At 74.0% G+C, this 15,417-nt stretch carries 13 protein-coding genes; 8 read left to right on the forward strand and 5 right to left on the reverse strand.

What is annotated here, in order from left to right; genetic code table 11:
- Positions 1-7: 7 nt before the first annotated feature.
- Both V6U90_RS02870 and V6U90_RS02875 read left to right on the forward strand, forming a co-directional pair.
- Complete coding sequence (locus tag V6U90_RS02870; RefSeq protein WP_334430973.1) at positions 8-2,191, forward strand: RecQ family ATP-dependent DNA helicase; 2,184 nt, start codon at positions 8-10, stop codon at positions 2,189-2,191.
- Positions 2,192-2,298: 107 nt separating this feature from the next.
- Positions 2,299-3,237 (forward strand): hypothetical protein, encoded by a 939-nt coding sequence (locus V6U90_RS02875; protein WP_334430974.1) that lies wholly within the window; start codon positions 2,299-2,301, stop codon positions 3,235-3,237.
- Positions 3,238-3,295: 58 nt separating this feature from the next.
- On the opposite strand, the gene V6U90_RS02880 is transcribed toward V6U90_RS02875, so the two are convergent.
- Positions 3,296-3,745, reverse strand: a complete 450-nt coding sequence (locus tag V6U90_RS02880; protein WP_334430975.1) for a helix-turn-helix domain-containing protein — start codon at positions 3,743-3,745, stop codon at positions 3,296-3,298.
- Between the two features lie 134 nt (positions 3,746-3,879).
- The gene (locus V6U90_RS02885; protein WP_334430976.1) at positions 3,880-5,049 is read right to left on the reverse strand and encodes a class I SAM-dependent methyltransferase; all 1,170 of its coding nucleotides are present in this window, start codon (positions 5,047-5,049) and stop codon (positions 3,880-3,882) included.
- A gap of 241 nt (positions 5,050-5,290) precedes the next feature.
- Here V6U90_RS02885 and V6U90_RS02890 point away from each other — a divergent pair, with 241 nt between their 5' ends.
- Positions 5,291-6,241: a TNT domain-containing protein gene (locus tag V6U90_RS02890; RefSeq protein ID WP_334430977.1), complete on the forward strand. Its 951-nt coding sequence runs from the start codon at positions 5,291-5,293 to the stop codon at positions 6,239-6,241.
- Between the two features lie 12 nt (positions 6,242-6,253).
- The gene (locus V6U90_RS02895) at positions 6,254-6,520 is read left to right on the forward strand and encodes a hypothetical protein (protein WP_334430978.1); all 267 of its coding nucleotides are present in this window, start codon (positions 6,254-6,256) and stop codon (positions 6,518-6,520) included.
- 107 nt (positions 6,521-6,627) lie between these two features.
- Here V6U90_RS02895 and V6U90_RS02900 read toward each other — a convergent pair whose 3' ends face one another.
- A complete protein-coding gene (locus tag V6U90_RS02900; protein ID WP_334430979.1) occupies positions 6,628-8,286 on the reverse strand; it encodes a DEAD/DEAH box helicase in 1,659 nt (552 codons plus the stop codon).
- A gap of 416 nt (positions 8,287-8,702) precedes the next feature.
- On the opposite strand from V6U90_RS02900, the gene V6U90_RS02905 reads away from it, so the two are divergent.
- Entirely contained in the window at positions 8,703-9,359 is a 657-nt protein-coding gene (locus V6U90_RS02905; RefSeq protein ID WP_334430980.1) for a ferritin-like fold-containing protein, read from the forward strand.
- Between the two features lie 80 nt (positions 9,360-9,439).
- On the opposite strand, the gene V6U90_RS02910 is transcribed toward V6U90_RS02905, so the two are convergent.
- Positions 9,440-9,664, reverse strand: a complete 225-nt coding sequence (locus V6U90_RS02910; protein ID WP_334430981.1) for a DUF3107 domain-containing protein — start codon at positions 9,662-9,664, stop codon at positions 9,440-9,442.
- A gap of 89 nt (positions 9,665-9,753) precedes the next feature.
- Positions 9,754-10,392 (reverse strand): TetR/AcrR family transcriptional regulator, encoded by a 639-nt coding sequence (locus V6U90_RS02915; protein WP_334430982.1) that lies wholly within the window; start codon positions 10,390-10,392, stop codon positions 9,754-9,756.
- Positions 10,393-10,810: 418 nt separating this feature from the next.
- Here V6U90_RS02915 and V6U90_RS02920 point away from each other — a divergent pair, with 418 nt between their 5' ends.
- Genes V6U90_RS02920 through V6U90_RS02930 form a run of 3 tightly spaced genes read left to right on the forward strand, consistent with a single transcriptional unit; the run spans position 10,811 to position 15,326 of the window.
- Positions 10,811-13,309, forward strand: a complete 2,499-nt coding sequence (locus V6U90_RS02920; protein ID WP_334430983.1) for a hypothetical protein — start codon at positions 10,811-10,813, stop codon at positions 13,307-13,309.
- A gap of 35 nt (positions 13,310-13,344) precedes the next feature.
- Complete coding sequence (locus tag V6U90_RS02925; RefSeq protein ID WP_334431177.1) at positions 13,345-14,445, forward strand: alpha/beta fold hydrolase; 1,101 nt, start codon at positions 13,345-13,347, stop codon at positions 14,443-14,445.
- The gene (locus V6U90_RS02930; RefSeq protein WP_334430984.1) at positions 14,442-15,326 is read left to right on the forward strand and encodes a DUF3152 domain-containing protein; all 885 of its coding nucleotides are present in this window, start codon (positions 14,442-14,444) and stop codon (positions 15,324-15,326) included. The genes V6U90_RS02925 and V6U90_RS02930 overlap by 4 nt, the downstream gene beginning before the upstream one ends.
- Positions 15,327-15,417 lie beyond the last annotated feature (91 nt).

The following is a 15,417-nucleotide window of genomic DNA, read 5'->3' on the forward strand; positions in this document are numbered from 1 at the left end:
ATGCCGGATGAGTCTGGACCGGACGGCGGTACGGGAGCGGGCCGAGGCGGTGTTGCGCCGGCTGGCCGGTGACCGGGCCCGGCTGCGCGAGGACCAGTGGCGGGCGATCGAGGCGCTGGTGGTCGACCGGCGGCGGGTGCTCTGTGTCCAGCGCACCGGGTGGGGCAAGTCGGCGGTCTACTTCGTGGCCACCGCACTGCTGCGGGAGCGGGCCGGGGTCGACGGCCCCGCCGCCGGACCGACGGTGATCGTCTCGCCGCTGCTGGCGCTGATGCGCAACCAGGTGGAGGCCGCCGCGCGGGCCGGGATCCGGGCCCGCACGATCAACTCGGCGAACCTGGACGAGTGGGAGCAGATCACCGGGGAGATCCACGCCGGTACGGTCGACGTCCTGCTGATCAGCCCGGAACGGCTGAACAATCCGGACTTTCGGGACGGGGTGCTGCCCCGCCTGGCGGCCACCACCGGTCTGCTGGTGGTCGACGAGGCGCACTGCGTCTCCGACTGGGGGCACGACTTCCGTCCCGACTACCGGCGGCTGCGGACCTTCCTGGCCAACCTGCCGGCGGGTACGCCGGTACTCGCCACCACGGCCACCGCGAACGCCCGGGTCACCCGGGACGTCGCCGAGCAGTTGGCCACCGAGCAGCCGGTGGGCGCCGAGAGTGCCGGTGCCCAGGGTGAAGCTGACCGGGGCACCCTGGTGCTGCGGGGAGCACTGGACCGGGAGTCGCTGCGGCTGGCCGTGCTGGAGCTGCCGGACCCGGCGTACCGGCTCGGCTGGCTCGCCGACCATCTGGAGAGCCTGCCCGGGTCGGGCATCATCTATACGTTGACCGTCGCGGCGGCCGGCGAGACGGCACAGTTCCTCCGGTCCCGGGGCTACCCGGTCGCCTCGTACACCGGGCAGGCCGACGACGCGGACCGGCGGGCGGCCGAGCAGGACCTGCTGGACAACAAGATCAAGGCACTGGTGGCCACCTCCGCCCTGGGCATGGGTTTCGACAAGCCCGACCTCGGGTTCGTCGTGCACCTCGGGGCGCCACCCTCCCCGATCGCCTACTACCAGCAGGTCGGCCGGGCCGGCCGGGCGGTGGAGCACGCCGAGGTGCTGCTCCTGCCCGGGGCCGAGGACGCGGCGATCTGGCGGTACTTCGCCTCGCTGGCCTTTCCGCCCGAGGAGCAGGTACGCGCCGTGCTGGCCGCGCTGCCCACCGAACGCCCGCTCTCCACCGCCGCCCTGGAGCCCATCGTCGACCTGCGCCGGGCCCGGCTGGAGCTGATGCTGAAGGTGCTCGACGTGGACGGGGCGGTCCGCCGGGTCCGGGGTGGCTGGCTGGCCACCGGCGAGCCCTGGCACTACGACCAGGCCCGGCTCACCCGGGTGGCCGAGGCCCGGGCCGCGGAGCAGCAGGCCATGCGGGAGTACGCGGCCACCGCCGGCTGCCGGATGGAGTACCTGCGCCGTTGCCTGGACGACGCCGGGGCGACCGCCTGCGGGCGCTGCGACCGGTGCGCCGGGCCGCAGTACACCGCCGAGGTGTCCCCGGTGGCGCTCGCCGCCGCGCAGGCGTTCCTCGGCCGGCCCGGGGTCGAGATCCCGGCCAAGAAGCTGTGGCCGACCGGTCTGGAGGCGGTCGGCGTACCGCTGCGTGGCCGGATCGCGCCGGGGGAGCAGACCGCACCCGGCCGGGCCGTCGGGCGGCTCTCCGACCTCGGCTGGGGCGGCCGGCTGCGGGGCCTGGTCAGTCCGGAGGCGCCGGACGCGCCGCTGCCGGAGGACCTGGCCGGTGCGGTGGTCCAGGTGCTCGCCGCCTGGGCGCGCGGGGACGACCCGTGGCCGCAGCGGCCGGTCGCCGTGGTCGCGGTCGGCTCCCGGCGCCGGCCCCGGCTGGTCAACTCCCTGGCGGAGCGGATCGCCGCCGTGGGACGGCTCCCGCTGCTGGGTACGGTCCGGGCCGAGGGGAGCGGCGGGGGCGCGCGGGGCAACAGCGCCCAGCGGGTACGCGTCCTGCACGGCTCGCTCGCCGTTCCGGACGAGCTGGCGGAGGCTCTGGCCGGGCTGACCGGGCCGGTCCTGCTCGTCGACGACCTGGTCGACTCGGGGTGGACGATGACGATGGCGGGGCGGTTGCTCCGGCAGGCCGGCGCGCCGGCTGTGCTGCCCTTCGCGCTCGCGGTGGCCGGCTGAGCGGAGCGTCGGGCCGGCTGCGGCTGCGTGGCGTGGCGGCATGGTCTCGGCCACTCCGCGAGGTACCACGACGAGCGTCGATACGGGCCGGGGGTATCGTGGCGGGCATGACGGCAGACGTGCCGACGGCGGCGCCGACCACCACCGATCCGGGGACCATCCGGCTCGCGCTCATCGTGGGCGGGCTGGTGGTGGCACTGGTAGCCGGGTTCGCGGTCGGGCGGTTCGCGGTCGGCTCGACGGCCGCCCCGGCAGGTGGCGTGCCGGCCGGGGCGTTGGCCGAGCACACCCATTCACCCGGCACCGGCGCCCACGAGCACGGCCCGGGTACGCCCGACGACACGGTCGGCGGGCTGGCGCTCAGCGAAGCCGGTTACACCCTGACTGCCGAGCAGACCACCTTTCCCGTCGACCGGTCGCAGGAGTTCCGCTTCCAGGTCCGGGACGACACCCGGCGGGCGGTCACCGGCTTCGCGGTGGTGCACGAGAAGCCGATGCACCTGATCGTGGTCCGCCGGGATCTGTCCGGCTACCAGCACCTGCACCCGACGATGTCCACGGACGGCACCTGGCGGGTACCACTGACCCTGACCGGGGCGGGCAGTTGGCGGGCGTACGCGGACTTCACCGCCCTGGACGCCGCCGGCCGGCAGACGGCCGTCACGCTCGGGGTCGATCTGGTCGCGGCAGGGGACCACGCTCCGCGTGCGCTGCCACCGGCGGCCCGGACCGTGGCCGTCGACGGGTTCACCGTCGGGTACGAGGGCACCCCGCAGATCGGCGCGAGTACCCCCCTGCTGTTCCGGATCTCCGCCGACGGTGCGCCGGTCACCGGGATCGAGCGCTACCTCGGCGCGTACGGCCACCTCGTCGCGGTCCGTGAAGGTGATCTCGGCTACCTGCACGTACACCCCGAGCCGGCACTGGTCGACGGGGCGGTCAAGTTCTGGCTGAACGTGCCGACCCCCGGTCGCTACCGCCTCTTCCTCGACTTCAAGGTCGCTGGCGTGGTGCGTACGGCGGAGTTCACCCTCACCGCCGGCTGAGCGGGGCACGGCGGTTTCCACCGGCGCCGCCGGCTGGCTGGGCGGGGAAGTGGCGGGGTCAGCCCACCCGTTCGATCCGGTCGGCGGCCCATCCGCCCGCGTGGGCGGGCTGCCGGGCCAGTGAGCGCAGTGCGTCCCGGATCAGTTGTTTCTCCTCGGTCGGTATCACCGGGTCGGCCAGGTGGTCGAGAATCACCCGGATGTCGGCGGTGACATCCGGGTCGCCCCCGGCCGGTGCCGTCACCGCCGGTCCCGATCCGGGCAGCCCGAGGGCCCGGAACGCGGCGGAGACCGGCACGCCCAGGGCGGCACAGAAGCCGCGTACCTTGGCCAGTTCCGGGTAGTCCTGCCAGTCCCCGGCGAGCCACCGGAAGACGGTCGAGCGGCCGACGCCGGTGTGCCCGGCGAGGTCGGTCACCGTCCAACCCCGCTCGTCCCGTGCGTCGTCGATTGCGCGTCGTACGAAACGCGCGAAGGCCACCTGTGGTGATTCGTCTGCCGTGCCCATGCTTCCGGGATTATCCCTCCCGGCCGGGTGCCACCGATGATGCCGTCGGCCCAGGGTCGGGCCCGGTGGGCCGGGGCGCGCCGACCCGGCTCCGGGTCGTGGCGCCGGTGCGGCTGGCGGACCTGGCCGCCCGCTCAGTGGTGGTCGGCGGACCGGCCCGGCACCCCGGGCAGGAGGGCCTCCAGACGCGGGGTGACCTGCCACTGCCGGAGCAGGTCCCGGTACTCCGCGAGCTGTTCCGCCGTGGCGCCCGCGCTGCTCCGGCGGGCCCGCAGCAACAGGTTGCGCGGGGTGTGCCGGGAGTCGACGAACTCCACCACGTCGACCCGGTAACCGTGCAACCGCAGCAGTGCCGCGCGCAGTGCGTCGGTCAGCACGTCGGCGAAGCGTTCCCGGAGGATGCCGTGCCGGGTCACCGGGCCGTACGGCTCCGGGGTCGGCTGGGTGCGTAGCTGCGCTGCCAGCTCGTGATGGCAGCACGGGGCGGCGAGCACCCAGCGGGCCGACCAGCGCACCGCCCGGGCGAGTGCCTCGTCGGTCGCGGTGTCGCAGGCGTGCAGCGCCAGGACCAGGTCCGGCGTGGGTTCGACGGCGGCATCCAGGATGGTCCCGGCGACGAACCGGACCCGGTCGCCGTAGCCGAGGCGGTCGGCCAGTTCGGTGTTGCGGCGGCGCTGGTCCTCGCGGACGTCGACGCCGACCAGCTCCACGTCCACTCCCCGCCCGGTCAGGTAACGGTGGGCGGCGAAGGTCAGGTACGCGTTGCCGCAGCCCAGGTCCACCACGCGGAGCGGCCCGGTGAGGTCGTCGGGCAGGGTGGCGGCCAGGGCGCGGAGGAATGCGTCGACCTGCCGTCGCTTGGCGGCGGTGCCGCCGATCACGTCGAAGATCGGGTCCCCCGGGTCCAGCAGGTACGCCTTCTCCCGGTCGTGCCCGGCGGGTGCCGCCTCGGGGCGGGCCGTCGCCGCCCGGTGTACCTGGGCCTCGCCGGACTTGGTGACCCGGAGCTGGACGGTCGTGGTGGTCGTCTCGACGTGCCAGTTGCCGAACGGCTCGGCCAGTAGTTCGTCCACCGCCGTACCCGTCTCGGCGCCCGGCGCCACGTTGCGCGTGTACGGCCGGGACCCGTCGGACGTGGTGATCTGGAGCCGGGTGCCCGACTTGAGGCTGACCGGGCGCAGTTCGGCCCGGACCACGGACGGCCGTTGCCCCCGGCGGCGTCCGGCGGCGACGGCCCGGGTCAGACCCGGGTCGAGCAGCAACCCACGTACTTCGGCCAGGGCGGAGTCGAGCTGTTCGGGCATCGGTCCATCATCCGGGTCGCCGGGGCGGCGGTCCCCGCCGGGCCGGGCCTTGTCGTGGCGCCGCCAGGTGGGCACCGGCCACGGCGCGGGGCGAAACGTGTCGCTAGCCGCACTGGACGGATCCGGCATCCGGTTCGCTCCGAACCACCCCATCTGATGCCCTTGTCTGGAAACAGGCTCACCTTCCGAATGCGGACCTGATGATGGCTTCGGCCACCTGTCCGATATGAGGAGGTATTTCATGAAGTTGCCACGCATCGTCTGTGTTGCACTGATCGGTGCCGGCCTGTTTCTCGGGTCCGCCAGCGCCGCTTCGGCGGACACCACCACCAGTGCGGACGGATCCACCTGCCGGCCGGGCGTACCGCAGACCGTGCCGGAGACCGACCGGTACTACCAGGGGGAGCCGGCTTTCGGTCCGGCTGAGTTGCCGACCGCGCCGCCGGTCGGCCCGCTGCTTTTCGGGTACGAGCGCTTCGGCGACCGCACCGAGGCGCAGTTCCTCGCGACCTACCGGTCCGGCGGGAACTACATCTTCCCGGCGCAGGATGGCTTCCTGACCGAGAACGGCGAGCCGGTCAAGTACCCGAAGGAACTGCGGCCCGGCGTCCGCGTCGACCGGTTCGGGTTCCCGGGCGGGTCGTTCCTGGCTCCGGTCGACACGCCGTTCGCTGAGCGGTCCCTGCCGCCCCAGAGCCTGAACACCCCGGACGGTACCCCGCTGAGCAACTACCACGTCTACTGCGTGCTGCGTCCGTTCACCGTGTCGGCCGGCCCGATCGCGCCGTGGTTCGGTCAGCCCGGCCTCGGGATCCAGTACAAGCTGGATCTGGCGTACCTGCCGGCGGCCGGGGCGAACCTCAGCGTCACCTGGCTGCTGGCGAACGGGTACCTGGTCGAGGAGGAGCCGGCCTACCACCACCAACTCGCCCTCGGGACGACCGGCGGTGAACGGGCCGACGGTCCGGACGGCCGGATGGACGACGACCTCGACCGGCCCGGCGTGTTCGGCCGGGACGGGAACGACACGCCCGGGGACGCGCCCCTGGACGGTGCATCCTGGGACGGGCCGCTGGACGGTGCACCCTGGGACGGGCCGCTGGACGGTGCACCCTGGGACGCCGGGGAACCGGTGGCCGGGGACGACGCCGTCGAATTTACGGACCGCGTACCGGCCGGTCTCCTCGACTGACGCGTGGAGCAGGTGATCGGATTGGACCGGTACCGGCTGCGTGTGGCACTGCGCTCGGCCGGGGTGCCCATGGCGGCGTTCTGCCTGGCCGAGGTGCACGAGCCGGGGCCGGCGCCAACCGACTACTGGTTTCTGCGCCGGACCCCGGACGGGCAGCGCTGGGAGATCGGCTCGTACGAGCGGGGCGTCCACGATGTCCGTGGCGTGTTCGACACCGAGCCGGCGGCCTGCGCCGCGCTCTACCAGGCGCTCACCGGCCGGCCCGCACCACCCGGATAAGCCACCCGGATAAACCGGCCGGATAAGCCGGAGAGGCGGTCACCCCGTACGGGGTGACCGCCTCTCCGCTGTGCAGGTGCCGCGTGCTGGCGCGACCGTGCGATCTCTCAGTCCGTGGCCGCCTCGGCGGGCGTACCCGTGCCGGAGCCGCTGCGCCGACGGCGCCGACGGCGCGGCTTGGCCTCGCTCTCGACGGTGGCCACGTCCCCGCCCACCTCGGCGGTGACCACGGTGGTCGGCTCAGCGCTGACCACCTCACCGGCCCGACGGCGACGGCGCCGCCGGGGGGTACCCGCGGATTCCTCGTTCGGGACGACCTCGTCGGTCGCGACGACCGCTGGAGCGTCGTCGCCCCGGTCCCGGCGGGACCGGGAACGGCTCCGCTCGCCCCGGTCACTCCGGCCGGTACCCCGACCCCGGCCGCCGCCCTCACCACCGCGCCGCGACCGTCCGCCCAGGTCCTCCTCGACCTCGGCGGAGAGCCCGGCCCGGGTGCGTTCCGCACTCGGCAGTGTGCCACTCACGTCGGTCGGGATGTCCAGATCGGTGTAGAGGTGCGGGGAGGTGTGGTAGGTCTCCGGCGGCTCGGGCATGTCCAGCCCGAGGGTCTTGTCGATGATCCGCCAGCGCGGCATGTCGTCCCAGTCGACGAAGGTCACCGCGACGCCGGTCGCCCCGGCCCGGCCGGTACGACCGATCCGGTGCGTGTAGGTGTCCTGGTCCTCGGGGCAGTCGTAGTTGATGACGTGGGTGACGCCACTGACGTCCAGCCCCCGCGCCGCCACGTCGGTGGCGACCAGGATGTCGATCTTGCCGGCCCGGAACGCGCGCAGCGCCCGCTCCCGGGCGCCCTGACCGAGGTCACCGTGCACCGCTGCCACCGCGAAGCCCCGGAAGTCCAGGTCCTCCGCGACCCGGTCGGCGGCCCGCTTGGTCCGGGTGAAGATCATGGTCAGTCCGCGCCCCTCCGCCTGGAGGATGCGGGCCACCACCTCGATCTTGTTCATCGCGTGGGTGCGGTAGACCAGTTGCCGGGTCAGCGGCGACGGGCCGGTCTCGGCGGTGTGGCCGGCGTGGATCGTCACCGGCTGCCGCAGGAAGCGGCGGGACAGCGCGACGATCGGGTCCGGCATGGTCGCGGAGAAGAGCATGGTCTGCCGGTCGTCCGGCAGCATCGCCAGGATCTTCTCCACGTCGTCGAGGAAGCCGAGGTCCAGCATCCGGTCGGCCTCGTCGAGGACCAGCGCGCGGATCCGGTCCAACCGGAGGTGCTTCTGCTTGGCCAGGTCCATCAGCCGGCCCGGCGTGCCGACCAGGATCTCCACGCCGGTACGCAGCGCCTCGATCTGCGGCTCGTACGCCACGCCGCCGTAGATCGGCAGCACCCGGACACCCCGGGTCCTGCCTGCGGCGGCGAGGTCCTTGGCGACCTGGATGCCCAGCTCGCGGGTGGGGACGACGACCAGTGCCTGCGGTACGCCGTCGCTGCCCTCGCCCGGGGCGAAGACCCGATCCAGCAGTGGTACACCGAAGCCGAGGGTCTTGCCGGTGCCGGTCGGGGCCTGCCCGATCAGGTCGCTGCCGCGCAGGGCGATCGGCAGCGCGTACTCCTGGATGGCGAAGGCCCGGGTGATGCCGGCCTCGGCGAGCGCCGCCACGGTCTCGGGACGGGCGCCGAGGTCGGCGAAAGTGGGAGCTTCCGGACGAACCGGTGCGTCGGCGGTCAGCTCCGGATCCGCCATGATGTTCTCGATCTGCTCACTCATGTGTCTGTGGGGGTGCCCTCTCGTGGTGCGCCCCGTCGGTCCAAAGGGCGCGGTATCGGTATGGCGCGGGCCACACGGTCGACGGCAGGCTGCCGAGGTCTCAAACCGGGCCTGTCGGGTCGAACCGGGCCGCACGCGCGCCGTAGGCAGCAACTTCGATGACTCAGACGCCCACGGCAACTGTTCCATGGTACCTGACCGGGGGTGACGTCGTCCCAGGTTGCGCCCGGGGTACTTGCCGGCGGGGTCGTCAACTGTGATGCCGGCCACTTCTGGGGCCGGTTCCCGTGCCGCTGTCCCCTTCCACAACGCCGACCATGGCCCGCCTCTTCCCCGGTCGTCGGGCGGTGGCGGCGGAGCGGCTGATCCGGCCGCCGGAACCGGCCGCTGCGGCGGTACAGCGGTACCCTGCGCTCGTGTCCGCCACCGTAGAACCCACCGAGGCCGTCGCCGACCTGCTCGGCCTGGTCGCGTACGGCGAACTGCTCGCCTTCGACCGGCTGGCCGCCGATGCCCGACTCGCCCCCGACCTGCGCCGACGCGCCGCGCTGTGCGAGATGGCCGCCGTCGAGATCGCCAATTACCGGCGGCTCGCCGACCGGCTCGCCGAACTCGGCGTGACCCCGGACGACGCGATGGCGCCGTACGTCGACGCGCTGCAGGCGTACCACGACTCGACCGAGCCGAAGGACTGGGTGGAGGCGGTGACCAAGGCGTACGTCGGTGACGCACTGGCCGACGACTTCCTCCGGGAGATCGCCGACTCGCTCACCGGGCCCGACCGGCAGCTCGTCCTCGACGTGCTGCACGACTCCCGGTACGACGAGTTCGCCGCGGGCGAGATCCGCGCCGCGATCGCCGCCGACCCGAAGGTCGCCAACCGGCTCTCCATGTGGGCCAGGCGGCTGCTCGGGGAGGGGCTGTCCCAGGCCGGCCGGGTCGCCGCCGAACGGGGCGCGTTGACCGCGCTGGTTGTCGCACGCTCCGGCGACCAGGCCGGGGCGCAGGCACTGTTCGGCCGGCTGACCGCCGCGCACACCGCCCGGATGGTCGCGGTGGGACTCAACAACTGAACCGTCGGCGGGACGCCCGACAGCCGGACGAATCGGCTGCCGGGCGTCCCGTCAGACGAGTGGACGACCGCCGGTTGTGCTCAGCGGACGGTGAAGCCGACCGCGCGGGGCGACGCCTCGGCGATCTCGACGTAGGCCAGCTTGTTGACCGGGACGATGATCCGCCGGCCCTTTTCGTCGGTCAGCGACAGCGTGCCCTCACCGGCGATCGCATCGGTCACGATCTGCTCGATCTCGGCCGGCGACTGCGCGCTTTCCATGACCAGTTCGCGCGGTGCGAACTGCACGCCGATCTTGACCTCCACGTGGCCTCCTCATCCAGGGCGAAAACTGCCGCCGTGGGAAGGCTAGCCGATCCTGGGGGCAATGGTCAGGCTGACTCCATCTGCCCTGCTCAGGCCGGCTCGCCCTGTAACGGGAAACTGGCAATCCCCCGCCAGATGAGCGCGGCGAGCAGCGCCTCGGCCTCCGCCTTGGGCACCTGACGGCCGCCGGCCAGCCAGAACTGGGCCGCCGTCTCGGCGGCACCCACCAGGCCGGAGGCGAGCAGTTCGGCATGTGCCCGGCTCACCCCGGTGTCCGAGATGATGGTGTCGGTGATCGCCGCGATGCAGCCCTGCTCGACGCGCTCCACCCGCTGCCGTACCGCCGGATCGTTGCGCAGGTCCGACTCGAAGACGAGCCGGAACGCCTCGCTCTCGTGGTCCATGAAGTCGAAGTAGGCCCGGACCGCGCCGCTGACCCGCTCCTTGTTGTCGGTGGTGCCGCGCATCGCGTCGTGCACCTTGGCCACGATCGCGTCGCAGTGCGTGTCCAGCAACGCCAGGTAGAGCTCCAGCTTTCCTGGGAAGTGCTGGTAGAGCACGGGCTTGGAAACCCCGGCCCGCTCGGCGATGTCGTCCATCGCGGCAGCGTGGTAACCCTGCGCGACGAACACCTCCTGCGCCGCCGCCAGTAGCTGCTTGCGCCGAGCCGATCGTGGCAGGCGCGTGGGACGGCCGGCCGTCTGTGCGCCGTTCCCCGCAGCTGTCATGGGTACCTCCGAATATGTCTCCGCACGGGCCTGCCAACTACCCCCGATGGCCAGGTGAACCGCCCGGCCGCCGAAATAGCCCGCCGCTGTAACTTATCGCCACTGTCACCACACGGTAGCCTCAGCGGAGGCGACCAAGGAGCGCGCGGTGGACGAAGCAGGGCAACCCGGGGCCGCCACCCCGGGAGAGCATGACGACAGGGCGGGTCGGTCCGACGACCTCGCCCGCTCGTCCGGCGGTTGGGCCCCCCGCGAAGACGGTTGGTCGTCCCCGGTTGACGACCGGACCCCACCCCCATGGGGCCAGCCGGATCCGGCGACCGGATGGGCGACCAGTTCCGCACGTCACGGCGATCTGCCCGCTCCGCTGCCGGACGGCACTCCGACCGAGCCGGCACGGCAGGTGAACGGTCGGTCGTTGAACGGCTACCGCCGGTGGGATCGCTACCCGACGGACCCGGGTACGCCGGTCAGCGCCCCACCCGGGGCCGAGCCCCCGCTCGAACCGCCCACCCAGGACCGGCTGATGGTGCCAGCGCAGCGGCCGGCCCCGGCGGGTGAGCAGACCCGGCTCCGGCTGGTACCCCCGGCTGGCGACACCGAACCGTCCCGGCACCTCACCGACGAGCCGACGCCGCACGTCGGGGAGGAACCACCCCGGCAACTGCCGGACGAGTTCGTCCGCCCCGTTTCGGAGGAGCCGACCCGGCACGGGTACGACGACCCGGCCCGGCACATCGTTGACGGACCGGCCCGGCACATCGTCGACGGACCGTCCCGGTACGCGGTCGAGGAGTCGGCCCGGCACGCCCACGGTCAGGACGAGCCGCCGCGGACCGTCGAGCCGTCCGCCGGTCCGACCGACGAACCGGCGGGTTGGCGTGAGGCGGTCCGACCGGCGTCCGCGCCGCCGGCGGCCCAGGCGCCGCCTTTCGGGCCGGTGGTGTCCGGTCCGCCGGTGCCGCCGGAGCCGGCCATCCCACGGGGACCCGACCGGCCGGCCGAGGGCGCAGGACCCGCCACCGAGCAGGACCGGCCGCGCTGGGCCGGCGCGTTCGGTGAGCCGGTGAACCGGCACGAGGAGCCACCCGCCCGCCCGGACGAGGCGCGTACCCGGCACGGCGCCGAGCCCGCCCGCCCGCAGCAGTCGGGCTGGGCGCCACCCTGGGCGACGGAGAGCCCGCAGCCGACCGGGCGACGGGCCCGGAGTGAGTGGTCGCCGGGCTGGTACCCACAGCCGTCCCCGTCCAGCGAGCCGGAGCCGGAGCAGCCGTACGCCGGCTACCCGGAGCCCCCGACCCCGGCCGCAGCGGCCGGGCAGGGCACCGGACCGTCCTATCCGGAGCCGCCCCGGGCGCCCGAGGGCCGCGAGCCGGGGCCGACACGCCCCTCCTACATCGACCCGGCCCGCGCGGCGTACCCGACCGCCGGGGCCGCACCCGACCGGGAGTACCCGACCTGGGCCCCCCGGCCGTCCTCCGCACCGCCGGCCCCGTCGGCCGCAGCGGGTGGCACCGACCCGCACCGCTCCGGTGACAGCGGTCCGCTGCGACCCGAGGACCCCCGTCCGGTCCATCCGGACGAGACCCGTACGGTCCGCGCGGAGGCGGGAGGCCGCCGGCACGCAGGGTGGCCACCGGTCGCTCCGGGCGGCCCCGCCCAACCGCCGACCCCCGCCCAACCGCAGACCCCGGCACCCTCTTCGGTACCGGCCGGCCCGGTGCAGCGCGACCCCAGCACCCTCTTCGGTACCCGGTCGGCCGGCTACACCGGCCGACGGTCCGCTCCCGACCAGGCCGAACCGGTACCCGCGGCGGCCAGCCCGGAGCCGGCGGTACTGCCCCAGCGGGTACCGGCCGAGCCGGACGTCCCGGTCGTACCGGACCTGCCCGCCGTGGAGCCGCCCGCGGAGACCCCCGAACTGGCCCGCATCGCCACCCACCTGCGGCGTGAGGACGAGCCACCACCGCTGCGGGACCGGCCGGAGGGTTTCGACGTCAAGGCGATCCTCGGTGCGGTACGCGGCGTGGCCGGGGTGCGCGACGCCTCCCTGCGGACCACCCCGGCCGGGGCCCACAGCCTGCGGCTGGACCTGGCCGACGGAGCCGATCCGGCCGAGGTGAGCCGGCAGGTGGCCCGACTGCTCCAGGAGCGGATGGGGCTGGCGGCGGCACCGCAGAACCTGCCCGGCGAGCCGGCCCCACTCCCGACCGCCCCGCTCCCGACCGCCCCGCTCCCGACCGCCCCGCCCACCCCGCGTCGGGCGCCGGAGGAGGACGCCGATCCGCCGGTCGAGGTACCCCGACGACGACGGCGGCAGATCCCCACCCACAGCGGCCGGGCCAGCGTGGCGGACCAGCCGCGCCCGTTCCCGGTCGGACCGGAGTCCGGTCCGACGCTGCCCGGCGGGGCCACCGGCAGCCCGGTCGCGGCCGGGACGTCGTACTCGGGTGCGCAGCTCACCACGACGGAGAGCGCACCCTCCCGACCGCTCAACCCGGACGGACCGCCCGGCCCCCGGGTGGTCCTCGACCACGTCCAGGTCAGCACGTTCGGGCTGGACGCCACGGTCGAGGTGCGGCTGCTCGCCGGTGCGCAGACCGCCGCCGGCCTGGCGACCGGCCCGGCCGTCGACGGGTACGTGCTGCGGCTCTGCGCGGTGGCCGCCGCGTCCGCAGTGGACGAGCTGCTGCGGGGTGCCGAGCGGACGGCCGGATCGGGACGGTGCTTCGTCGAGCACGCGGCCGTCGTGCCGTTCGGCAACTGCGAGGTGGCGACCGTGGTCGTCCTGCTGGTCTGTGACGGCTGGGTCGAGCAGCTCGCCGGCTCGGCGCTGGTCTCCGGCGACCCACGGCAGGCGGTGGTCCGGGCCACCCTGGCTGCGGTCAACCGGCGCCTTGAGGCCCTGCTGGCCTGACGGTGACGGTACGGCAGGGCGGGCGGACCGCAGCGGTGCGACAGGCGCCGCTGGGAGCGGACGATCTCCTGCCGAGCGGTCCGCTCCCGCCACCCTGGCCCGGCCGTACGGTGCCCCTCGACGGGACATCCCTCCACGTCCGGGACACCCCGGCCACCCGTCCCGGTGCCGAGCCCGCCCTCTACGTCCACGGCCTGGGCGGATCGGCACAGAACTTCACCGACCTCGCCGGACTGCTCGCCGACCGGCTCGACGGCCAGGCCATCGACCTGCCCGGCTTCGGGCACAGCGAGCCGGGGCCCAGCTACACGCTGCCCTACTTCACCGAGCGGGTCATCCGGTGGATCGAACACTCCGGGCGGGGGCCGGTCCACCTGGTGGGTAACTCGCTCGGCGGTGCGGTGTCGGTCCGGGTGGCGGTGCTGCGGCCCGACCTCGTGCGCACGCTGACCCTGATCTCCCCGGCCATGCCGTTCCTCGACGTCCGCAGGTCGTTGCAGGCCAGGGCACTTCCGCTGCTCGTCCTGCCGCGCGCCGAACGGCTCGCCGCCCGACACCTGACCAGGATCCCGCCCGAGGCGATGGCGGCGCAGGTACTGGCGTCGTGCATCGCGGACGCCAGCCGGATCAGTACGCAGCGGCGTCAGGAGACGATCGAGGAATTCCGGATCCGCTGCACCGCGGAGCACTACGCGGCGGCGTACGTCCGTTCGTTCCGTGGGCTGGTCGCCAGCTTCCTCCGGGCGTACCTGCCCGGATCCGGTTCGCTGTGGCAGATGGCCCGACGGGTACCGGTGCCCACGCTGGTGATCTCCGGTCGGCAGGACCGGCTGGTGGACGTCCGGGTCAGCCCGCAGGTCGCCCGGCTGATCCCGGACAGCCGGCTGCTGATGCTCGACGGGGTGGGGCACGTGGCGCAGATGGAGGTGCCCCGGCTGGTCGCCCAGGCGATCGCGGCCCTCGTCGACGAGTACGCGACCTGGGGTGCGGCCGGCACTACCGACAGTGGCACGACGGGCGCGTCGGGCGCGGCCGGCGGCGACGCAGCGGGTACGGTCGGCAGCGGTACGTCGGGTCCGGCCTGCGGCGATATGGCGGATGCCGCCGGGACCCGGGGGCCCGCAGCCGAGCGGTGAGGGGACCTGTGGTGCGGATCGGCCGGATCGTCTGGGTCCCGTTGCTCGGCGTCGCCCTGCTGGCCGGTCTGGTCGGCGGGGTTCACGTCGCCGGTGGTCGTACCGGTGTGGCGACCGCGCAGAAGGAGTCTGTCGCCTCCGGGACCCCGACGGGGTGGGCCGGGCTGTCCGGCCCTCCGGCTCCGGCGACCGGTACGCCGTCGGCCGGCGCTCCGCTCCCGTCGTCCCCGCCTGCTCCACCCGGCCCGGCCACGGTGGCCACGCCCACCGTCACGCTGCGGATGCCCGGGGTGCCGCCGGCCGCCGGGGCCGGCACCTTCAGCTACGAGATGACCGCCGGGACGGTCCGGGGGCGGGCCGGTGAGCTGCGGCGGTACCGGGTGGCGGTGGAGAACGGGGCGGGCGAGGGCACCGCCGCCTTCGCCAACGAGGTGGACGGGGCGCTCGGGAACCCGGCGAGCTGGACCGGTAGCGGCCGGTTGCGCCTGCAACGGGTACCCGCCGGGGCGGCGCACGACTTCACCGTCTATCTCGCCACCGCCCGGACCGCCCGCGAGATGTGCGCGGCCGGCTGGGTGAACATCATGGTCGGCGGGGTGCCGTACACCTCCTGCCGGGCGCGGGGCAAGGTCATCATCAACCTCGATCGGTGGCGGCTCTCGGTGCCGCACTTCGTGTCCGCGACGGTGCCGCTGGCCACCTACCGCGCGTACGTGGTGAACCACGAGGTCGGGCACGAACTGGGGTACCGCCACGAGCGCTGTCCGGGTCGGGGCCGGCCGGCGCCGGTGATGATGCAGCAGACCCTCTTCCTCCGGGGCTGCCTGGCCAACCCCTGGCCGTACCTGTCCGGCCGCCGGTACGCCGGGCCGCCGCTCTAGCCGAGCTCTAGCCGGCTTTAGCCGGGGTACCGTCCGGTGGACTCCGGACGGAAAAGCGAGGAATATCCGGAACGGCCTGCCAGCCTGGCAG

This window comes from Micromonospora sp. CPCC 206060 (assembly GCF_036906895.1).
In the GTDB taxonomy this organism is placed as follows: domain Bacteria; phylum Actinomycetota; class Actinomycetes; order Mycobacteriales; family Micromonosporaceae; genus Micromonospora.